We start from the raw sequence: 21,559 nt of genomic DNA, 5'->3' as shown, positions 1-21,559 counted from the left end.
CGTACCGCGTCGGCGTAGCCGACGCATTGTTCACGGGGACAGGCGCGCTACGCGCCACGATCCGTCGGCAAGCCGGAAATATTTGATGCGATCGTGCAGGCGCGATTCGCGACCCTGCCAGAATTCCATGGATTCCGGCACAAGCCGGTAACCGCCCCAATGCGGCGGGCGTGGCGGATTGTCGCCAAACTGGCGCCGAAATTCCGCTTCGCGTTGCTCGATGATGCTGCGATCGGCCACCTCCGCGCTTTGCACGGAGGCCCATGCGCCGAGACGGGAGCCGACCGGCCGCGAGTGATAGTAGGCGTCGCTCTCCGCCTCGCTCACCTTGTCCACTCGACCCTCGATGCGCACCTGGCGCTCGAGCTCGATCCAGTGAAACAGCAGGCAGGCATACGGCGTGGCGGCCAGCTCCTGGCCCTTGCGCGACTCGTAGTTCGTGAAGAAGGTGAAGCCGCGCTCGTCGGCGCCCTTGATCAGCACGATACGCGCGTCGGGGCGCCCGTCCGGCGTGACCGTGGCGAGCGTCATGGCATTGGGCTCGGGCAGTTGTGCGGCGAGCGCCTGCTCGAACCACAGACGGAATTGATCGAACGGGCTGGGCGCCACGTCGGTCTCGGAAAGGGAGCCGAGGGCGTAGTTCTTGCGCAGGTCCGCGAGAGAAAGCGTCTGGGTCACGACGATCGTTGCAGGTCGATTGCGGTTGGGGACTGCGACACAGTATAGCGAAGAGTCGGCCAGCGTGCGTGCGTGACGATTTGCCGCAAGGTGCGCGTGGCGGGCGCCCGAATGCCGCGCAACACGGGCATTTCGCGCCATGTGCTTGATATTTAAGGAATGAAGTATCCGGAAAGATGACGGTCTTGCGCCGCGAATTTCCGATCACTGCGCCACGGGTAAATCCCTGTGGCCCGCATGGATTTGCCCGCGCCGACGTGCCGCTGCCCGTCGCGGCGATGCGCCGGATTGCCTCGAACGCCGCGCCGCACCGAGGCGCTTCACGGGGCTTCCCGACCCGGGACGGAGGCGGGCGCCGTCGGGGGGGGCGCCCGACGGCGTCTGGCCGGCCGGCGGCGCCGCCTTCGCACCGCGCTTGCCGGCGCTCGCGCCCGGCGTGGATTTGGCATTCGCCGGATTGCGGCTCGGCGGATGTTGCAGACTGGCCAGCAGCTCGCCGCAGGGACTGTCCTGGCCGGGGCCGAGTTCGAGCAGCGGCACGAGCGCGGTGTAGGGCGCCAGCACGCCGAGCGCGATGGCCCCGCCCGCGCGCGCGACGAGCGTCGGCATGTTCACACCGACGTCCGGATGCTTGAACGTGCCTCGCACGTGAAGCGGCGAGCGCAAGGACAGGAGGCCGAAGTGTTTGGGCTCGGGCCGGATCGTCAGGTTGAAGTGTTCGCGCTTGAGATCGATCTGGCCGGTCACGCCGATGCTCGTGTCGTCCGTGTCGATCACGAAGGTGCGGGCGTCCATGATGCCGTCCTTGACGGCAAAGTCGGCCGCTGCGCAGCGCATCTCGATCTGCTTGTCGCCGAAGAGCTTGGTGAGGACGATGTTGCCGACGTTGAGACCCAGATACTCGAGCAGGAGCTTGCTCACGGAGCCGCGGTCGATCAGCGTCTTGATCTCGCCATTGGACGATCCCGCGAGCGCGGCGATCGAGTTGCCGGTGGCGGTCAGGGCCGCGTCGCCGTTCACTTCACCCACACTGGTCTTCATCAGGTCGACGTCCGGCAGCAGTTGTTTCATCTTCAGATGCCGCAACGAGACCTGCGAGTCCACCTTCATCGGCTCGACCTGCCCGTTCAGTACCAGGTTCGACGTGATGCGTCCGCCGGCCACGCCGAATTCCAGCGGCTTGAGCGAGAGCACGCCGTCGTCGAGCACGAGATGGGTGACGAGATTGTCGATCGGCAGGCTCTTGTCGCGCACGATCTTGCGGCCGGTGAATTGCACGTCGGCGTCGATCGCACGCCAGCGGTCGGTCTTGAACGGATCGACGGGCAGCACCTTGTCGGAGGGCGGCGCCTTCGGCTTGCCGGTCAGGTCGCCGCCGCCCGACGGGTTCTGCCCGCCCACCACCGGGCCGAGATCGGCGAGCCGCAACTGGTTCGAGACGACTGCGCCCTGCAGGATGTTGCGCGGCTCGCGCTGGCGAAACACGAGCGTGCCGGACAGATCGCTCTGGCCGACCTTGCCCTGAAAACGCTCGTAGCGCCATACGCCGGCCGTGTGCAGCAGGTGGCCGTTCGTTTCGTATGGCGGCGTCTCGGGCAGCAGCACGCCGGTGATCGGATACAGGTCGGCCATGGTCGGCCCGGCGAGCCGCAGATGCATGTCGAGCGCGGAGAGCGTGGCCGGGTTCGTGAACGTGCCCTGGGCGGCGATCAGCGTGCGTCCGATGCGAACGCTCGCGTCGAGCGGATACGGCTCGCCCGAATCTTCGAGCGAGAGTACGTCGCCACCGCGGACCTTGCCCGTGACCGCGACCTTGCGGAAAGTGCCCTTGAGCGTCACGCCGATGCCGTAGGGCGCCTGCCCGTCGATGGTCGCGATGTTGGCGGTGAGATCGAGCTGTTGCGGCACGAGGTTGGCGCGCACCACGCCGTCCTCGAGAATCAGGCGGCCGATGCGCAGCTTCCACGGCGACGGTTCGCCGTTGCCCTTGGTGAAGGTCCAGTTGTTCTGCCCGTCGGCGCGTTGCTCGATGAGCACCTTCGGGGCCGAGAGCGTGACTTCGGGCAGCACCACGCGTTTGTCGAGCAGCGGCAGCCATTCCAGCGAGAACGTGAGCCGTCCGACGGTGATCATGTCGGGCGTCTGACTCCACGCGACGTTGCCTAACACGATATCATTCGCGATCAGGCGCGGGCGCGGCAGCCAACGCCCCAAACCCGGGGCCTGCGCATTCGGCGCGAGCCAGTGCAGCGACAGGTCGCCCCGGATCTCGAACGGGCGTCCGCTCGCGGTGCTCACCTCCCGGTTGATCCAGGGACGGGCGTAGTTCCAGTCGAACCACGTGATGAACGCCGCGAACGCCAGCACGATGGCGACCACCGTGATCGCCAGCCATTTCAATGACGTTACCCATCGCATCATGAACAGTACCCCGTCGTTCGTTGTCGCTCCGGTGCCTGCCACGCCATCGGAGTCGGATTTTGACGCGAACCGCCGTTTCGGCGGGCTCGCGCGTTTGTACGGTGACGACGGTCTCGCACGCCTGCGCGGTGCGCACGTGGCCGTCATCGGCATCGGTGGCGTCGGTTCGTGGGTGGCCGAGGCGCTCGCGCGCAGCGCCGTGGGCCGGCTCACGCTGATCGATCTGGACAACGTCGCCGAAAGCAATACCAATCGCCAGGTGCATGCCCTCGACGGCAACTACGGCAAACCGAAAGTCGCCGCGATGGCCGAACGCGTCGTGGCCATCAATCCCGCCTGCCAGCTCACGCTCGTGGAAGACTTCGTCGAGCTCGACAACCTCGACGCCATGCTCGGCGGCGGCTTCGACTGGGTTGTCGACGCCATCGACAGCGTGCGGGTGAAGACCGCACTCATCGCCTGGTGCGTGGCGCACAAGCAGCGCCTGATCACCGTCGGCGGCGCGGGCGGCCAGATCGATCCGACGCGCATTCGCATCGACGACCTTGCGCGCACCATTCAGGATCCGCTGCTTGCCAAGGTGCGTGCCCAATTACGCAAGCAACATGGTTTTGTCCGTGGTCCGAAAGCCAAGTTCAACGTGCCGGCCGTGTATTCGGACGAGCCTCTGCAATACCCCGAGGCGGTCTGTGCACCAGGCGGCGTGCCCGATGCCAATACGGGGCCGCAGGGGCTCAACTGCGCCGGTTTCGGCTCGAGCATGTGTGTCACAGCCGCGTTCGGCATGGCCGCCGCGGCGCACGTTCTGACGCGCGTTGCATCGAAATCGGCATGAACCGTCGTGCTTCGGGTCGTGCTTCAGGTCGTGCTGCGGGGCTGTGCCCACAGCGGCTCCGGCATGCTCCCGATTCTCCCAAGCCACGCACCCGCCGTGTGTAACGAAACGTTACGGGCTTCGCGAGTGCTGGCCTTGGGACCGTGTTTCGCGCGCTGAAATGACAACGGCCGGAGACTTCTCCCCGGCCGTTGTCGTTGCGGCATTCGCGTTTGCGGATTCCGAGCCTCGCGGATTTCGTTATGTACGACGAAACAACCGGAGAGAGTGATTCCCGCGCACGCCCAGGCCTTACCGAAGCTCCCGGCGCAGCACCTTGCCGACCGGCGTCTTCGGCAGTTCCGTGCGGAACTCGATTACGTGCGGGACCTTGTAGTTGGTAAGGTGCTGACGGCAGAAGTCGATGATCATCTGCTCGGTCAGGTCGTTCGACTTCTTGACGACGACGGCCTTCACCGCTTCGCCGGTGCGATCGCTCGGCACGCCCACCACCGCCGACTCCAGCACCCCAGGGCACATCGCGAGCACGCTCTCGACTTCGTTCGGGTACACGTTGAAGCCGGACACGATGATCATGTCCTTCTTCCGATCCGTAATGCGCACGTAGCCTTGCTCGTCCATCGTGCCGATATCGCCCGTGCGCAGCCATCCGTCGGGCGTGATGGTCTTGGCCGTCTCGTCGGGGCGATTCCAGTACCCCTTCATGACCTGCGGGCCGCGCACGCAGATCTCGCCTTCCTGGCCGAAGCCCAGCGCCTCGTTGGCGTCGTTGCGGATGCTCACCTCGGTCGAGGAGATCGGCAGGCCGATGGAGCCGTTGAACTCGCTGCCGAGCGGGTTGATGCACACGGCCGGCGACGTCTCCGTCAGCCCATAGGCTTCGATGAGCGGATGGCCGGTGATCTTCTGCCAGCGCTCGGCGACCGCGCGCTGCACCGCCGCGCCGCCGCCCAGCGCGCACTTGAGCGCGCTGAAGTCGAGCTGATCGAAGCCGGGCGTATTGAGCAGGCCATTGAAGAGCGTGTTGACGCCGGTCATGAACGTGAACTTCCACTTGCCCAGTTCCTTGACGAAGCCGGGCATGTCGCGCGGGTTGGTGATGAGCAGATTGAGCGCGCCGAGCTGGAGGAAGACGAGGCAGTTCGCCGTCAGGCAGAAGATGTGGTAGAGCGGCAGGGCGGTGACGATGATCTCCTTGCCTTCCTCGAGGCCCGAGCCGATCCAGGCGCGCGCCTGCAGCATGTTGGCGATCATGTTGCGATGCGTGAGCATCGCGCCCTTGGCCACGCCGGTGGTGCCGCCCGTGTATTGCAGGAACGCGATGTCGTCGTGGCCGAGCGCCGCTTCGTCATGCCCGGCGCGCGCGCCCTGCGCGAGCGCGGCGCGAAACGACACGGCGTGCGGGATGTGCCACTCGGGCACCATCTTCTTCACGTTGCGCACCACGTAGTTGACGATCCAGCGCTTCGGTGCAGGCACCAGATCGCCGATGGCCGTGGTGATGACGTGCTTGACCGGCGTATTCGGCAGCGCCTTTTGCAGCGTGGCGGCGAAGTTCTCGATGACGACGATAGCGCCGCAGCCGGCGTCCGTGAGCTGATGCTCGAGTTCGCCGGCCGTGTAGAGCGGGTTCACGTTCACGACGACCATGCCGGCGCGCAGAATCCCGAACACGGCGACCGGATACTGCAGCAGGTTCGGCGACATGATCGCCACGCGCGAGCCGCGCTCGAGACCCGGCAGGCTCTGCAGATACGCGGCGAAGTCGCGCGACTTGCGCTCGAGATCGGCGAACGTCATCGTCACGCCGAGGTTCGTGAACGAGGGGCGGTCCGCGAACTTCTGGCAGCTTTGCAGGAACAGATCGTTCAGCGAACGATATTGGTTGACGTCTATTTCGGCCGGCACGCCGGGCGGATAGCTCTTGAGCCAGACTTTTTCCATGAGCGCCTCCTTGAATATGGTTTTTATCGCATCGGCATCGCCGCGGGAAGCGCGGGAGTGCGCCGTGCGTCGTTTCGTCGCATTCGGGCGGCGGGTCGAGGCGGTGGCGCCGAGGGCACCGTCTCGCCGATCCGGACTCGCTTGCGGCAGGCGCGCCATTCGACGCGCTGCAAAAAGCCGTAGCATACCGTGCCGATTACGGCGCGAGCACATGGAAAGCCCTGATTTGGCGCGGGTTTGCGTGGAGTAATTGTTCTAGCGGCAAAGGCTTGCCAGTGAGGGCGATTCCGCGCTAATCCCGCATCGAATGGCCCGCTGGGGCGGGCAAAGGCGGGGTATGGCAAAAGAATTGCAAAAAACACTTGCGTGGCCGACCGCTTTCTTACATAATTCTGTTCTCACGACGCGGCTGTAGCTCAGTTGGATAGAGTACTTGGCTACGAACCAAGGGGTCGTGGGTTCGAATCCTGCCAGCCGCGCCACCTAATTCGAGGGTCTCCTCACGGGGAGACCCTTAGTTTTTCGGGAGAGTCTTTCCCGGTGACGCGCCGCATGTCACAGACATTCGGCCCGCGTCGTCGAGCAAGGCAAACGCCGACAGCAGGCAGGATTGCCTGGTCGGTGTCTCGTGCAGTACGTGCGGCTGTAGCTCAGTTGGATAGAGTACTTGGCTACGAACCAAGGGGTCGTGGGTTCGAATCCTGCCAGCCGCGCCAACCCAGTTGGCGAAAACGCTCCGGAGGCGAAAGCTTCTGGAGCGTTTTTCATTTCCGGCAACGAAATGACGCACGTCGTGCGCGAAGCTTCGCCCGGCGTTGTCCCGGGGGCGCGCCGTGCATTGGGACGTGCCGACGCGCCGCGATATCGGGCCAGGATCGGGCCAGGACCGGCCCACGACCGGCCCACGACCGGCCCACGACCGGCCCACGACCGGCCCACGACCGGCCCACGATGGGCCGCCGCACCACATCACGCTACATCACGCCACATCGCGCAGCACCACGCGGCATCACGCCGCATCCCGCCGCATCCCGCCGCATCCCGCACCACCACACGGCATCGCCACATCACCTTCAGTTCACCGCCGTCTGCGCGGCGGCGCCGACCTGCCATCCCAATCCCAACGCTTTTTGCAACGTCACGAAGGACTTGAGCAACTGCGCATCGCCGGCAATGCGATCCTGTTCGGCGGAAAAGCGCGTGCGTTCCGCGTCGAGCCAATCGAGCGTGCTCGCGGTGCCGGCGCGATAGCGCTGGCGCGTGAGCGTCGCCGCGCGTGTTGCCGAAGCCTCCACGCTGCGCAGACGATAGACGTTCTCGCGCTGATGGCCATAGCGTGCGAGCGCCACGTCGGCGTCGCGCAGCGCGGCGAGCACCGCGCTTTCATACTTGGCCTGCGCCTGGTCGCGTCCGGCCCTCGCGCTGTCGACGCCGGCCTGCACGCGGCCGAAGTCGAGCGCGTTCCATTGCAGACGCGGCATCGCCATCCAGCTGAAATTCTCCTTGCGCACGAGATGCCCCGGATCGAGCGCCGAGTATCCCAGTTCGCCCATGATCGAGAGCTTCGGGAACCAGTTGGCCGTCTGCACCCCGATCTGAGCATTCTGCGACGCCAGCCGACGCTCGGCCGCGCGAATGTCCGGACGCGCCTGCAACAATGCCGACGGATCGCCGATGGCGACCTTGTCGGGCACGCTGGGCAGCGCTTTGGGCGCCTTCAATTGCGTATCGAGCGCACCGGGTGCGCGCCCCGTGAGCAATGCGAGCTGGTCCAGCGATTCGATGACGTCGGCTTCGAGCGGCAGCACGCGCGACTGCGTCTGCTCGAGCTGCGTCACGAGACGCTCGACGTCGAGCTCCGATGCCACGCCAGCCGCGCGCCGTTGTCGCGTGAGATCGAGCATTTCGCCTTCGAGCCGGGCCGAGTCGCGCACGAGCGCGAGCCGCGCCTGCTGATCGCGCAGCGCCACGTAGGTCTGTGCGACTTCCGCGGCGAGCTGCACATGGGCGTCAGCGAGATCTTCCGACGCCGCGTCGGCGTCGGCGCTGGCCGCTTCCACCGCGCGACGCGTGCCGCCGAACAGATCGATCTCCCAACTGGCGTCGAAGCCCGCGATGTAGAGATCGAGCGGCCCACGCCCTGCGCTGCCACCATCGCCGCCATTGCCGCCACCGAGCAGGCTCAGGTCGGGCGAGCGCGTGCGCACCATCGCGAGATCGGCGCCGGCCTTCGGCAGCAGATCGGCCTGATGGCTGCGCAGGCTCGCGCGCGACTGCCGCACTTTGGCTTGCGCGGCGCGAATGTCCGGACTGTGTGCGATGGCGTCGTCGATGAGCGCCGTGAGTTGCGGATCTCCAAGCGCCGTCCACCAGCGCGCCGCGGCCGGCGCGTGCGCCTCGACGCCTTCACCCGCATGGGCGAACGCGCCGGCGCGCAGCGCCTCGCCGGCCACGTCGGGGGCGCCGCGATAGTCGGGGCCGACGGTGCAGCCGGCCACGAGAAGCATGGTCGCGAGGGCCATTGTGCGAAGAGAGAACATCATGATCGGTCAATGTCCGCCGGAAGCGAATCCGGCCGGTTGCTTGAGCAGCAGGGCGAGCGGCACGCACAGCAGCAGCGCGATCCCCAGTGCATAAAAGGTCTCGGAGAACGTCATCACGCTCGCCTGTCGCGCGATCTCGGCCGCGAGCTGAGCGCTCGCCTGCAACTGCGCGTGCGCGAAGTCGCCCGTCTGCGCGAAGAAGCCGGCGGCATTGGCCGCCAGATGCTCCTGTCCCAGCGGGCTATTGGCGGTGATGCTCTCGCGCAGCATGGCGTCGTGATAGTCGTTGCGGCGATCGATCAGCGTGCCGAGCAGTGCGAGGCCGACCGAGCCGCCGAGGTTGCGTGCCATGTTGTAGAGCCCGGCGGCGTCGCCGGCGTCCTGCGCGTCGACCGCCGCCATCGACGCCTGATTGAGCGGCATCATCGCCAGCATCTGCCCCACGCCGCGCAGCAACTGCGAGAGCGTGAAGTCGTGTCCGACGCTCTGCGCCGTCAGATCGATGTCGAGCATGCAGCTGCCGAAAAAGCAAAGCAGCCCGAGAATCACGAGCAGGCGGATGTCCACGCGGCTGATCAACCGCGGCAGGAAGGGCATCATCAGAAACGCGGGCAGTCCCGAGAGCAGCATGATGTTGCCCGACTGCTGCGCGTTGTAGCCGGCGATCGTCGCGAGAAACTGCGGCAGCAGATACGACACGCCGTATAGTCCTGCGCCGACGGTGAACACGATGTAGATCACACTCGCATAGTTCTTGTTGCCAAGCAGCGAGAGCTTGACGATCGGCTTCTCGGCGGTGAACTGCGCCACGAGCATCATGCCGATGCCGAGCACCGACAGCACGGTGAGCCAGACGATCATGTGCGAGTCGAACCAGCGCTCGCGCTGGCCTTCCTCGAGCACGACCGTGAGCGAGCTCAGTCCGATGGCAAGCCCCACGATGCCCAGCCAGTCCGCCTTGAAGAACGCCTGCGGATTGGCCGCTTCGCGCTCGAGCCCGAGCATGAGCAGCGCGACGATGCCTGCCGAGATCGGCAGGTTCAGAAAGAAGCACCAGCGCCAGTTGGCGTTTTCCGTAAGCCAGCCGCCGACCACGGGACCGAGCAGCGGGCCCAGCAACACGATGAGGCCGAACATCGCCATGCCCACGGGCATCTGGTGGCGAGGCAGGCGCGTGCGGATGATCATCTGTGCGGTCGGAATCATCGCGCCGCCGGCAAAGCCCTGACCGATGCGTCCGACCACCATCTCGGCCAGGCTGCCCGACATGCCGCACATCATCGAGAAGAGCGTGAAGAAAATGGCGTTGAGCATCAGGAAGCGACGCAGCCCGAGCACGCGCGTGAGCCATGCCGCGAGCGGAATCATGACGATTTCCGACATCAGGTAGCCGGTCGAGATCCAGGTGCCTTCCGTGCCCGAAGCACCGATCTGCCCCTGGATCTGCGGCAGCGCCGAGTTGGTGATCGAGATGTCGAGCGTGGCGAGCAGCGCACCGAGCGCCCCCGCGGCCACGGCGATCCAGTCGGCAGCCGACGCGTTGCGCGCGGGCGCGCCACTCGCTCCGCCAGCGCCCCCTCCGCCAGCTTCGTTTCGCCCGCTCCCCCCGCCTCCGGTCGCGGCTGCACCGGCGGCCGCGGCAGCGTGCGCCTCATCTTGTGCGCGCGTGGCGGCACGCTGCACGACGTCGCCCTCAGCCACGCTGCACTCCGCCGTTGGGCGCCGACGGCGCGGCGTTCGGCGGCGGGCTCGTTGCCGGACCCGCGGCGGCGCCCGGCGGCGCGCTCAGCGACAGCCGGGCAGCGGGCGCGGCGAAAGACGTGCTACCGGCGTGCTTTGCCTGCGTCGCCGCCGCGCGCTCGTGGGTATCGACATCCGCCGTGACCGACAGGCCGGGCAGCAGCACCGTGCGCAGCGACGGCGGCACGTCGAGACGAATGCGCACCGGCACGCGCTGCACGATCTTCGTGAAATTGCCGGTCGCGTTTTGCGCGGGCAGCAGCGCGAACTGCGCGCCGGTGCCCGGCGACAGGGAGTCGACCACGCCGTGAATCGGCTCACCGGGCAGGGCGTCGACGTGCACCGTGACCGGCTGGCCCGGCCGCATGTGGCCGACCTGCGTTTCCTTGAAGTTGGCCGTGAGATAGAGGTTCTGCACGGGCACGACCGTGAGCAGGCGCGTGCCCGGCTGCGCGAACTGGCCCACGCGCACGGCGCGATCGCCGACGCGGCCGGCGAGCGTGCTCCTCACGACAGTGTCGGCCAGATCGAGCTCCGCCTTGCGGGCGCTCGCCTGGGCGACCGCCAACTGCGCCCTGGCCTGCGCGAGCGCGGCGGTGAGCGTGTCCGTCTGGCGCTGTGCGGCCTGCAGGTTCGCCTCGTTGCTCTTGAGCGCGGCGTCGGCGCGCGTGCTTGCGTTGCGCAGCTCGGCGAGACGCTCGTCCGTCTCCGCGCCCGTCGCCACGAGCGGCGCATACCGCTTGACCTGGCCGGCGGAATAAGCCGCATTCGCGCGGGCGCTGTCGAGCTCGGCGCGCGCCTGCGCGATCGTGGCGGCATGCTGGGCCAGCTCGGCCTCGGCGCGCGCCACGTCCGCCTCACGAGCGACCACCGTCGCCTGCGCTTCGTCGAACGCGGCCTGGTACTGACGCCCGTCAAGACGCACGAGCGGCTGGCCCACCGAGACCGTTTCGTTGTCACGCACGAGCACTTCGGTCACGTAGCCGCCAACCTTCGGTGCGACGGTCATGCTGTCAGCCTGGAGATAGGCGTCGTCGGTCGATTCGATGAAGCGCCCCACGAACCACCAGTGCGCGCCCCAACCGAGGCCGGCGACGATGCCGAGCGCCAGTGCCGCGAGCAGGAACGTCTTGCGGCGGGGATTGCCTGGCGCCTTCGCCGTGCCGCGGCTCCCGGCGGCTGAGGACGCCGGCGGAGCTTCGCGAGCGATGGCCGCGGCAGAGGCGTGGGTGGATTTGCCTTCGTCCGGCGGCGGCGCGCTCGGCTGGGCCGGATCGGGTGGCGTGACCTGTACTGCGTTGGCCATGGAAGTTCCCTCAAATTATTCCAATTGGCAGAATTATTCCAGTTGATCGATTTATGTCAAGTGTTATATTTTTGACGAAAGTTTTTGGAAGCCAGGAGCTACATGACAGCGACTTCACGTGCTCAGCAGGCCAAGCGCGAGCAGCGCCCGGCCCATCGTCCGCGGCATGCGCCCGACACCGGATACCAGCGCGGTGAGGAGACGCGCGCGCGCATCATCCTCGCGGCCATCAAATGTTTCGGGGAGCACGGGTTCGCGGGAGCGTCCACACGCGACATCGCGACCGAGGCGGGCGTGAACGCGCCGGCGCTCCAGTATTACTTCGACAACAAGGAAGGCGTGTACAAGGCGTGCGTGGAGTACATCGTCGATCTCGTCTGGTCGCAGATGGGCGAGGCCATCGAAGCGGCCGAGCGCACGGTGGCCGATCCCGGCGCGACCGACAGGCAACTGATCGACGCCTTCTGCGCGTTGCAGGAACGCAAGGCGGGCTTCGTCGAAGAGATTCCGGAGATCGAGGGCTGGCACATGTTCATGGCGCGCGAGCAGGCGGGGCTCGGGCCGGAGGCGGGCTTCAAGGTGTTCCATGAGCGCTTCTCGAGCCGCCTGGCCGCGGTGGGCGGCGGCATCGCCGCGCGTCTGGCCGGCGTGAGCCCAGACGACGAAGCCTTGCGCATTCGCGCCGTATGCATCAGCACGCTGGGCATGGCGTTTCGGGTCATGCGCCGCTCCATCGACTGCTCGATGGGCTGGAGCAGCGAGCCCAACCCCGAGCGAAACCGCATGGTGCGAGAAGCCGTGCTCGAACAGACGCGTTATCTGCTCGAGCGGCTCGTCAGGCAACGCAAGGCGGCAAAGTGAGCGCCCCGCCGCCTTCGCTGGCTCAGGAACCCGTTGCGGACGACGCCCGAGGCTGTGTGCCGCGATCGGCGTCGCGACCGCGATACCAGACGAAGTAGATCACCAGCACGAGCGCCACGAACGGCACGCCGAAGACGAGTGTCATGCGGAACACGCCGGTGAAGAGCGTGGTGAGCATGATCGCCGCCATGAGCGCGGCGCCGAGCAGCGTGAGCCACGGAAAGCCCCACATGCGGAACGCCAGCGGCGCGTGGGATTCGCGTCGCCACGCACGGCGGAAGAAGAAGTGCGTGACGAAGATCATCATCCACGTGAGCATGGCGCCGAACATCGAGATCGCCATCATGAACGTGAACGAGGACTCCGGGTACAGGAAGTTCACGAGCGTGGCGAGCGCAATGCCGACCGTCGAGAGCAGCAGCGCCGCGAGCGGCACGCCGCGGCCGTTGACTTCGCCGAAGCGGGCCGGCGCGTAGCCCGCACGCGAGAGCGAGAACATCATCCGCGTGGTGATGTAGAGCTGGCTGTTCATCGACGAGAGCGCGGCCACGAGCACCACGAAGTTGATCACGCCCGCCGCGCCCGGAATGCCGATCGCCTGCATCACTTTCACGAACGGGCTTTCGTCCTGACCGGCGGCCGTCCACGGTACGATCGCCAGCATCAACGCCAGCGTGAGCAGGTAGAACAGCACGAGGCGCACGACCGTCGAGCGGAATGCGCGCGTCACGGCCCGCTCCGGATTCTCGGCCTCGCCGGCAGCCACGGCGATCATCTCGATGGACAGGTAGCTGAAGATCGAGATGATCACGGCCACCCACATGCCCCACAGCCCTTTCGGGAAGAACCCGCCGTGCGCGGTATAGTTGCCGAAGCCGGCGGGCGTGTGACCCGCGCCGGCCACCGACCCGGGCGCGACGAAGACGACATACGCGCCGATCAGGATGAACGCCACGATGGCGGTGATCTTGATGAGCGAGAAGCCATACTCGATGGCGCCGAACAGGTTCACCGACATCGCGTTCACGAGCACGAGCGCGGCCGAGAAGCCCGCCACCCAGTACCAGCCCGGCACCTGCGGGAACCAGTATTTCATGTAGACGGCGATGGCGCTGACCTCGGTGCCCACGGCCAGCACGATGCACGACCAGTACGCATAGCGCACGAGGAAGCCGGCCCAGGGGCCGATGTAATGCTCTGCGTAAGCGCCAAACGATCCCGAGGTCGGATGGGCGACCGTCATCTCCGCCAGGCACCCCATGAGCATGAGTGCGATGAGCGCGCCGATGCCGTAGGAGACGAGCACACTCGGCCCGGCGAAGCCGATGGCGAAACCGCTGCCGAGAAAGAGACCTGTGCCGATCGCGCCGCCGATGGCGATCATGGCCATCTGGCTCGCCGTAAGCGAGCGGCGCAGCCCCTGTTCGCGGCGGGCGATGTGCGAGAAGCGGCTGGAAAGGGATGGCGACGACGGTGACGACGGCGACGAAGTGACCGACGGGCCGGATTGGGACGACTCAGGGGAATGCGTCATGACACACCTCGTGGATGCCGGTGCGACGGGCGGGCGGCATCCGTATGCGTACAGCAATGCTTGTCATTGCCCGCCTGCGCGCGGAAGATGGCGCGGCCGGTGTCCGGCGCGAACGGGCCCCGCCGCCCCGGCCGGAGCCGGGGCGGGTCATACGTACAGCAAAGAATCAAGGAACGAAGCGTACCGGCGCGAGCGAGCCGCGCCGTCGGCTTAGAAGATGTGGCGAATCCCCGTGGCCACACCCACCTGCGTCGAGTTGCCCGGCAATTCGACGCGCGCGGCGCCGCTCACCTTGTTGTAGTCGACGGTGCCGTAGACCTGCGTGCGCTTGGACAGCGCGTACTCGGCGAGCAGCACGTAAGTGTAGCGACGGCCCGAACCGGCATCGCCCGCCTGGGCGTTGATGTTCTTGATGTCGTCGAAGTACGCGGCGCCCGTGATCGCCAGGTTCGGCATGGCCTGGATGGTCGTGCCGAGGTAGAACGTCATGTCCTTGCGCGGATTGTCGTTCAGGTTGCCCGTGGTGACGGTGTGCGCCGGATCGTTGAGCGTGCCGTCGAGCCAGCCGCTGCGGTCGCGACCGCCCATGTAGCCGACGAACACCTTGGCGATGGAGACGCTGTAGATACCGCCCAGGCCCCACATCTGCTGCACGCGCTTGGCGGCGTCACGCGCTTGCTGGTACACGCCGGCGACCTGGAAGGGGCCCATGGCATACGAGGCGCGCGCGCCCCAGTAGTTGCTCGCCGCCATCGTGCCGGCAGTGTTGCCGAAGCCGTAGGTCGCGCCGACCGACAGGCCGCCGAACGTGCCGGCATAGCTCACCGCGTTGTCCACACGACCACGCGTGATGTTGTACATCCACGAGTTGTTCGCGTAGTTGCCGATCGTGAGCGGGTCGAAGTCCCCGTATACGTTGAAGGCCTCGGTCGCCTGACGGCCGATCTTGATCGTGCCGTACTGGTTCTGCAGGCCGACGAACGCATAACGGTCGAACAGACGCGGGCCATTGGCGAGCGTGCCGTTCTGCGGGTTGATGCCCGACTCCAGCTGGAAGATCGCCTTCATGCCGCCGCCCAGGTCTTCCGAGCCCTTGAAGCCGAAGCGGCTGTTGGTCACGGCGCCGTTGGTGACTTGCCACAGGGCGTCGTTATTGGCGTTGGCGTTGTTCTGGTAGCGCACGCTCTGATCGACGATCCCGTACAGGGTGACGGCGCTTTGCGCGGCGGCGGGGGTGCTGAAGGCCACGCCACAGGCGGCCGAGAGGATGGCCAGGCTGGCCGGAATTGCAGACTTCATGGGTCTCCTTTTTAGTCTTGTAGACGTCCTGCTGATGTTTCAGATACTCGTCCGCCGAATCCCCGATACGGGTGTCGCGGACACGCGTTGGCACGGCAACCACCACATCGAACGTCGCCCCCGTGCCGGGACGACGAACACGCCCCGGCCAAAGGCCGACGGCTATCATATCAACGCAAAAATGGAATTTGCTTGCTATTTGTGTCGGACAACTGGCGGTGTGTCGAAGGATCTGCCAAAATCCCGTGAAACTTGAAGGATTCTGCCAATGAACCTCGACCTCGCCGATCTGCGCATTCTTCGCCATCTCGAACTCAATGGACGCATCTCCAACCAGGAACTGGCCGATGCCGTCGGCTTGTCGCCGTCGGCCTGCCTGCGCCGGGTGAAGCTGCTCGAAGACCGCGGGGTGATTTCGGGCTACCGCTGCATCGTGGACGCACAGCACATCGGCCTCGAGTTCGAAGCGCTGGTGCAGATCACGCTGCGGCCCGACGTCGACCAGTGGCACGAGAAGTTTCTGGCCTGCGTGCAGAACTGGCCCGAAGTGGTCACGGCCCGCATCGTCACGGGCTCGGCGAACTACATCCTCACGGTGCGCGCGCGCAACCTCGCGCATTACTCCGACTTCATCGTCAACGAGCTCTACCGGGCGCCCGCGGTAATGTCGATCCAATCGAACATCGTGCTCAAGACGATCAAACACACCCAGTCGCTCGTCGACCTCGTCAAGCAAAAGTGACGATTATATAAGATATTAAGTAGATGCCGATCCCGCGGGAATTCCCCCGGGTTTCGCACGATTCGGCAGGGGCCGATTCGTTTTTGCTCGGGATCGGGATCGGGGTTCTCTGGAAAACAAGAGGGAAGAAGAGACGCAGCATGGCAGTGATCACCACCATCGAGGACCTGCGGGTTCTCGCGCAGCGGCGCGTGCCGCGCATGTTCTACGAGTACGTCGACTCGGGTTCGTGGACCGAATCCACCTATCGCGCCAACGCGGCGGACTTTGGCAGGATTGAATTCCGCCAGCGCGTGGCCGTCAACATCGAGAACCGAAGCACGCGCGCGACGATGCTCGGTCAGCCGGTCGCAATGCCGGTGGCCCTTGCGCCGACAGGCATGACGGGGATGCTGCACGCCGACGGCGAAATTCTCGCGGCACGCGCGGCCGAAGCGTTCGGCGTGCCGTTCACGCTCTCCACGGTGTCGATCTGCTCCATCGAGGACGTGGCCGCGCATACGAGGGCGCCGTTCTGGTTCCAGTTGTACGTGATGCGCGATCGCGACTTCATCGAGCGCCTGATCGACCGCGCGAAGGCGGCGGGTTGCTCGGCGCTGGTGGTGACGATGGATCTGCAGATCAGCGGCCAGCGTCATCGCGACATCAAGAACGGGCTGTCGGCGCCGCCGAAGCTTACGTTGCCGAACATCCTGAACATGATGACCAAGCCGCGCTGGTGCATGGGCATGCTAGGCACGCGGCGGCGCACGTTCGGCAATATCGTCGGGCACGCCAAGGGCGTGGACGACATCGGTTCGCTCGCGGCCTGGTCGGCGGCGCAGTTCGATCCGCGCCTGTCGTGGGACGACGTCGAGTGGATCAAGAAGCGTTGGGGCGGCAAGCTGGTGCTCAAGGGGATTCTCGATCCCGAGGACGCGCGTGCGGCGCGCGACACCGGCGCGGACGCGATCGTGGTGAGCAATCACGGCGGACGCCAACTGGACGGTGCGATCTCGACGATCCGCGCGCTGCCCGACATCGTGGCGGCGGTCGGACGCGACACGGAAGTGTGGCTCGATGGCGGCGTGCGCTCGGGGCAGGACGTAATCAGGGCCATCGCGCTCGGCGCCAAGGGCACGCTCATCGGCCGGCCTTTCCTGTATGGCCTCGGGGCGATGGGCGAGGCGGGGGTGCGCCGTGCGCTCGAAGTGATCGCGAAAGAGATGGACGTGACGATGGCGCTGACCGGCCGCACGAGCGTGGACCGTCTCGATGCGTCGATGCTCGTCCCGGGGAGCTACCCGACCGGGATCGGCCCGTATCCTTCGCGGCCCTGAATTCCTCCAGGCCTGACCCGTGGCGAGCGTGCCGGCGTCGTCCGGACAGGTGTCGAAGTGCGGCTCGGCGCAGAGAGCATCATGGGGAAGCGCCGATAGGGAGCGGATGGAGGGGGGAGGATGGAGGGGGAGGATGGAGGGGAAAGCGGGGCCGGCACGTTACCGGGCGGCCCCTTGTCGGCGCCCCGCCGCCGTGGCGGGACGCGTCGCATCGGCAGACGACAGCCGCCGATCAATGATGGTGGTGCTTGCGATGACCGCGGCGCTTGCCGTGGCGATAGTCGTCGTCATAGGAACTCGAGCGCGACATGTTGCCGCCGAGCGCCGCGCCCGCGCCGTCGGCGGGGGCGTCCGCCGGCAATGGCGGCGGTGCGCACCATCCGCCCGAAAAGCGCGCTGCCGCGCCGGCCGCCGGCGGCAACGCCGGTCACGAGAACAGCTCGATTCGCGTGGGCGTGGAGAAAGTCGACCAGCTGATCAACCTCGTGGGCGAACTGGTGATCACGCAGGCCATGCTCGCGCAGACGGCGAGCAGCCTCGACCCGATGCTGCACGACCGCCTGTTCAACGGCATGGGCCAGCTCGAGCGCAACGCGCGCGACCTGCAAGAAGCCGTGATGTCCATCCGCATGATGCCGATGGACTACGTGTTCTCGCGCTTCCCGCGCCTCGTGCGCGATCTCGCGGGCAAGCTCGGCAAGCAGATCGAGCTGGTGACGTTCGGTCAGGCGACCGAACTCGACAAGAGTCTCATCGAGCGCATCATCGATCCGCTCACGCACCTCGTGCGCAACAGCCTCGATCACGGCATCGAGACGTCCGAAGCGCGTCTGGCCGCGGGCAAGGACCCGGTCGGTCAGCTCGTGCTCTCGGCCGCGCATCAGGGCGGCAACATCGTCATCGAAGTGAGCGACGACGGCGCGGGCCTGCGCCGCGAGAAGATTCTCGCCAAGGCGCAGCAGCAGGGCCTGCCGGTCTCCGACTCGATGACCGACGAAGAAGTCTGGCAGCTGATTTTCATGCCGGGCTTCTCCACGGCCGAGGCGGTGACCGACGTGTCCGGACGCGGCGTGGGCATGGACGTCGTCAAGCGAAACATCCAGCAAATGGGCGGGCACGTGGAAATCCTGTCCACGCGCGGCAAGGGCACCACGATCCGTATCGTGCTGCCGCTCACGCTCGCGATTCTCGACGGCATGTCCGTCAAGGTCGGCCCGGAGATCTTCATCCTGCCGCTGAACTTCGTCATGGAGTCGCTGCAGCCGCGTCGCGACGACATCCGCGCGGTGACCGGCGAAGGCCAGGTCGTGCTGGTGCGCGGCGAGTATCTGCCGCTCGTGGAGCTCTACCGCGCGTTCGACGTGCCCGATGCCCGCCACGATCCCACGCAGGGCATCATCGTGATCCTCCAGGCGGAGGGGCGCCGCTTCGCGCTGCTCGTCGACGAGCTCGTGGGGCAGCAGCAGGTGGTGGTGAAGAACCTCGAAACCAATTACCGCCGTATTCACGGTATTTCCGCCGCCACCATCATGGGCGACGGCAGTGTGGCATTGATCGTCGACGTGGCGGCGCTCCAGCGCGGCCAGCGCTCGAGCGCTGCCACCATCTTCAACTGAAGTCGGAGACGCGTTAGATGGACAACCTTTCGCAAGAGCATGCCGTGTCGCGCCAGGGCGGCGCCATGCAGACCGATGGCGACGGTCATGAATTTCTGGTCTTCACGCTAGGTGAGGAGGAATACGGCATCGACATTCTGAAGGTGCAGGAAATCCGCGGCTACGACGCGGTCACGCGCATTGCCAACGCGCCCGACTTCATCAAGGGCGTGATCAACCTGCGCGGCATCATCGTGCCGATCGTGGACATGCGCATCAAGTTCCGCCTTGGCCGCGTGGAGTACGACACGCAGACCGTGGTGATCATCCTGAACGTGGCCGGCCGCGTGGTCGGCATGGTGGTCGACGGCGTGTCCGACGTGCTCACGCTCGCGCGCGGCGAAATCAAGCCGGCGCCCGAGTTCGGCGCGCAACTGGCCACCGAGTACATCACGGGCCTGGGCACGGTCGAAGGCCGCATGCTCATCCTGATGGACATCGAGAAACTGATGACCAGTGCCGACATGGCGCTCATCGAACGTCTGGCGAGCTGAGGGCTTGCCGCCGAGACCGACGCACGGGCCGAGACACCCGCGACGCAGACCCGACAGACATAACCCATTGACCCTACGACCCGGAGACCGAACACGTGCGCGATAACCAGCCCGTTACCCAGAACGAATTCGTCATCGGCGAGCATCAGTACCTGATCTCGCGAACGGATCTGAAGGGTCGGATCACGTATGCCAATCCCGCCTTCGTGGAGGTGAGCGGCTATTCGCGTGACGAACTGCTGGGTTCGCCGCACAACATCGTGCGGCATCCGGACATGCCGTCCGAGGCGTTCGCCGATCTGTGGGAGACGATCAAGCGCGGCGACACCTGGACGGGGCTGGTCAAGAACCGCCGCAAGAACGGCGACTACTACTGGGTGCTCGCGACCGTCACCCCGACCCTGGAGAACGGCGCCGTCGTGGGCTATACGTCGGTGCGGGTGCGCCCGGCTGCCGGCGCGAGCGCCGAAGCCGAATCGGTCTACGCCCGCTTGCGCAGCGGGCAGGCGGGCAATCTGCGCATTCGCGGGGGCCGCGTCGAGCGCGGCGGCATTGCGGCGCTGCTGCGCCGAGTCCGGCTCGACACCCTGCGTGCGCGGCTCACCGGCATCATCGTGCTCGGCGCGATCCTGCTCGCCGCCGTGGGCGGACTGGGCATGTGGGGCGTGTCGAGCAGCAATGCCAAGCTGCTGCAGGTCTACAAGAACGGCATGGTGCCGGTGAGCACGCTCGGCGTCATCGCCCAGAAGCTCGATCGCGACGTGCTGCTCGTGGCCGAAGCGGTGGGAAGCCCGAACCTCGACGCGATGAAGCGCGCCGGCGACGAAATTGCCGCGAGCCTCGAGGACATCAATCGTCAGTGGGCCGAGTACATGAAGTCGGTCGATCCGTCCACGCAGGCGCAGGCCGAGCGCTTTAACGTCATTCGCCAGCGTTTTACCACCGACGGCCTTCAGCAGACCGTCGAGATGCTCAAGGCCGGCTCGGCCGAGGGCGCCCAGCAGACCTATCTCGAGAAGGTGAAGCCGGCCTACGGCCCGATGCGCGATGAGCTCAACGTGCTCACCCGCCTCGAGCTGACGCAGGCCACCGATCTCTATCAGCAGTCGCAGAAGGAACACACGCTCGTGCGAACGTTCACGGCCGTGGCGGTCGTGGGCGGCATCATCGTGCTGTTCGTGCTCGGCAGCATCCTGCGTCGCGCGATCAACCACCCGTTGCGCGTTGCGCTCGCCATGTCCAAGCAGATCGCGGCCGGCGATCTGACCGGCAAGACCGAGAGCACCGGCAACGACGAGATCGGACAGCTGCTGTTCGGCCTGACGGTCATGAAGAACAGCCTGCTGTCCATCGTCTCCGATGTGCGCGAAGGCATCGAGTCGATCAACGTGGCTTCGCGCGAGATCGCGGCGGGCAATACGGATCTGTCGGCGCGCACCGAACAGCAGGCCGCGTCGCTCGAGCAGACCGCCTCGTCGATGGAGCAGCTCACGGCGACCGTCAAGCAGAACGCGGACAACGCCAAGCAGGCGAGCGCGCTCGCCGTCAACGCCTCGGAAATCGCCGCGCGCGGCGGTCAGGTGGTGGGCAACGTCGTCGACACGATGCAAGGCATCTCGTCGAGCTCGCACAAGATCGTCGACATCATCAGCGTGATCGAAGGCATTGCGTTCCAGACCAACATCCTCGCGCTCAACGCGGCTGTGGAAGCCGCGCGCGCGGGCGAGCAGGGCCGCGGCTTCGCGGTCGTGGCGGGCGAAGTGCGCACGCTCGCGCAGCGCAGCGCGGCCGCCGCCAAGGAAATCAAGGTGCTGATCGAAGACTCGGTCGGGCGTGTGGAGAACGGCTCCGCGCTCGTGGCACAGGCCGGTCAGACCATGGACGAGATCGTGCAGGCCGTGCAGCGCGTGACCGACATCATGGGCGAGATTTCGGCCGCGTCGGCGGAGCAGTCGAGCGGCATCGAGCAGGTCAACCGCGCCGTGACGCAGATGGACGAAGTCACGCAGCAGAACGCGGCGCTCGTGGAAGAAGCGGCCGCCGCGGCCGGCTCGCTCGAAGAGCAGGCGCATCGCCTGCGCGACGCCGTGTCCGTGTTCCGCGTGGGCGACGCGCTGCAGGCCACGCAAGTTCACGGCGCGGCCGCGCTGCACCGGTCGTCGGGCGCGGTTGCCGGCGCCGCGGCAGT

Annotated in this window: 14 protein-coding genes, 2 tRNA genes and 1 pseudogene; 9 read left to right on the top strand and 8 right to left on the bottom strand. The window is 66.4% G+C overall.

Annotated elements, in window-relative coordinates; translation table 11 throughout:
- Positions 1 to 30 precede the first annotated feature (30 nt).
- The gene (pdxH, locus tag PNO31109_RS18885; RefSeq protein ID WP_150556990.1) at positions 31 to 678 is read right to left on the bottom strand and encodes a pyridoxamine 5'-phosphate oxidase; all 648 of its coding nucleotides are present in this window, start codon (positions 676 to 678) and stop codon (positions 31 to 33) included.
- Between the two features lie 204 nt (positions 679 to 882).
- Complete coding sequence (locus PNO31109_RS18880) at positions 883 to 3,099, bottom strand: AsmA family protein (protein ID WP_244958207.1); 2,217 nt, start codon at positions 3,097 to 3,099, stop codon at positions 883 to 885.
- On the opposite strand from PNO31109_RS18880, the gene tcdA reads away from it, so the two are divergent.
- Entirely contained in the window at positions 3,098 to 3,934 is an 837-nt protein-coding gene (gene tcdA / locus PNO31109_RS18875) for a tRNA cyclic N6-threonylcarbamoyladenosine(37) synthase TcdA (protein WP_150556989.1), read from the top strand. The two genes, PNO31109_RS18880 and tcdA, sit on opposite strands and share 2 nt — an antisense overlap.
- Before the next feature lie 291 nt (positions 3,935 to 4,225).
- On the opposite strand, the gene PNO31109_RS18870 is transcribed toward tcdA, so the two are convergent.
- Complete coding sequence (locus PNO31109_RS18870; protein WP_150556988.1) at positions 4,226 to 5,878, bottom strand: AMP-binding protein; 1,653 nt, start codon at positions 5,876 to 5,878, stop codon at positions 4,226 to 4,228.
- A gap of 405 nt (positions 5,879 to 6,283) precedes the next feature.
- Here PNO31109_RS18870 and PNO31109_RS18865 point away from each other — a divergent pair.
- Both PNO31109_RS18865 and PNO31109_RS18860 read left to right on the top strand, forming a co-directional pair.
- Positions 6,284 to 6,360 (top strand) — tRNA-Arg (locus PNO31109_RS18865).
- 157 nt (positions 6,361 to 6,517) lie between these two features.
- Positions 6,518 to 6,594, top strand: a tRNA-Arg gene (locus tag PNO31109_RS18860).
- A 357-nt stretch (positions 6,595 to 6,951) separates the two neighbouring features.
- Here the strand turns inward: PNO31109_RS18860 and PNO31109_RS18855 are convergent.
- The 3 genes from PNO31109_RS18855 to PNO31109_RS18845 form a co-directional block, all read right to left on the bottom strand.
- A complete protein-coding gene (locus tag PNO31109_RS18855; RefSeq protein ID WP_150556987.1) occupies positions 6,952 to 8,421 on the bottom strand; it encodes an efflux transporter outer membrane subunit in 1,470 nt (489 codons plus the stop codon).
- A gap of 6 nt (positions 8,422 to 8,427) precedes the next feature.
- Positions 8,428 to 9,936, bottom strand: coding sequence for a DHA2 family efflux MFS transporter permease subunit (locus PNO31109_RS18850; protein WP_244958209.1), 1,509 nt, complete (start codon positions 9,934 to 9,936; stop codon positions 8,428 to 8,430).
- Between the two features lie 178 nt (positions 9,937 to 10,114).
- A complete protein-coding gene (locus PNO31109_RS18845) occupies positions 10,115 to 11,467 on the bottom strand; it encodes an HlyD family secretion protein (RefSeq protein ID WP_241019272.1) in 1,353 nt (450 codons plus the stop codon).
- 102 nt (positions 11,468 to 11,569) lie between these two features.
- Between PNO31109_RS18845 and PNO31109_RS18840 the strand changes: the two genes are divergently transcribed.
- Positions 11,570 to 12,328, top strand: a complete 759-nt coding sequence (locus tag PNO31109_RS18840) for a CerR family C-terminal domain-containing protein (protein ID WP_150556986.1) — start codon at positions 11,570 to 11,572, stop codon at positions 12,326 to 12,328.
- A 22-nt stretch (positions 12,329 to 12,350) separates the two neighbouring features.
- Here PNO31109_RS18840 and PNO31109_RS18835 read toward each other — a convergent pair whose 3' ends face one another.
- Both PNO31109_RS18835 and PNO31109_RS18830 read right to left on the bottom strand, forming a co-directional pair.
- The gene (locus PNO31109_RS18835; RefSeq protein ID WP_150556985.1) at positions 12,351 to 13,862 is read right to left on the bottom strand and encodes an amino acid permease; all 1,512 of its coding nucleotides are present in this window, start codon (positions 13,860 to 13,862) and stop codon (positions 12,351 to 12,353) included.
- A gap of 210 nt (positions 13,863 to 14,072) precedes the next feature.
- Positions 14,073 to 15,161: a porin gene (locus PNO31109_RS18830; protein ID WP_150556984.1), complete on the bottom strand. Its 1,089-nt coding sequence runs from the start codon at positions 15,159 to 15,161 to the stop codon at positions 14,073 to 14,075.
- A gap of 268 nt (positions 15,162 to 15,429) precedes the next feature.
- Here PNO31109_RS18830 and PNO31109_RS18825 point away from each other — a divergent pair, with 268 nt between their 5' ends.
- From PNO31109_RS18825 to PNO31109_RS22320, 5 genes and pseudogenes are all read left to right on the top strand, one after another.
- Entirely contained in the window at positions 15,430 to 15,903 is a 474-nt protein-coding gene (locus PNO31109_RS18825; protein ID WP_039372583.1) for an Lrp/AsnC family transcriptional regulator, read from the top strand.
- Positions 15,904 to 16,043: 140 nt separating this feature from the next.
- A complete protein-coding gene (locus tag PNO31109_RS18820; RefSeq protein ID WP_150556983.1) occupies positions 16,044 to 17,222 on the top strand; it encodes an alpha-hydroxy acid oxidase in 1,179 nt (392 codons plus the stop codon).
- Positions 17,223 to 17,539: 317 nt separating this feature from the next.
- Positions 17,540 to 18,838 (top strand): annotated as a pseudogene (locus tag PNO31109_RS18815) (chemotaxis protein CheW); the annotation flags it as partial.
- 17 nt (positions 18,839 to 18,855) lie between these two features.
- Entirely contained in the window at positions 18,856 to 19,371 is a 516-nt protein-coding gene (locus PNO31109_RS18810) for a chemotaxis protein CheW (RefSeq protein WP_150556982.1), read from the top strand.
- A gap of 95 nt (positions 19,372 to 19,466) precedes the next feature.
- Positions 19,467 to 21,559: methyl-accepting chemotaxis protein (locus PNO31109_RS22320; RefSeq protein ID WP_150556981.1), on the top strand; the 2,093-nt coding region annotated here is incomplete at its 3' end.

The organism is Pandoraea nosoerga, assembly GCF_902459585.1.
In the GTDB taxonomy this organism is placed as follows: Bacteria; Pseudomonadota; Gammaproteobacteria; order Burkholderiales; family Burkholderiaceae; genus Pandoraea; species Pandoraea nosoerga.
This window is presented reverse-complemented; position numbering and strand designations above follow the sequence as displayed.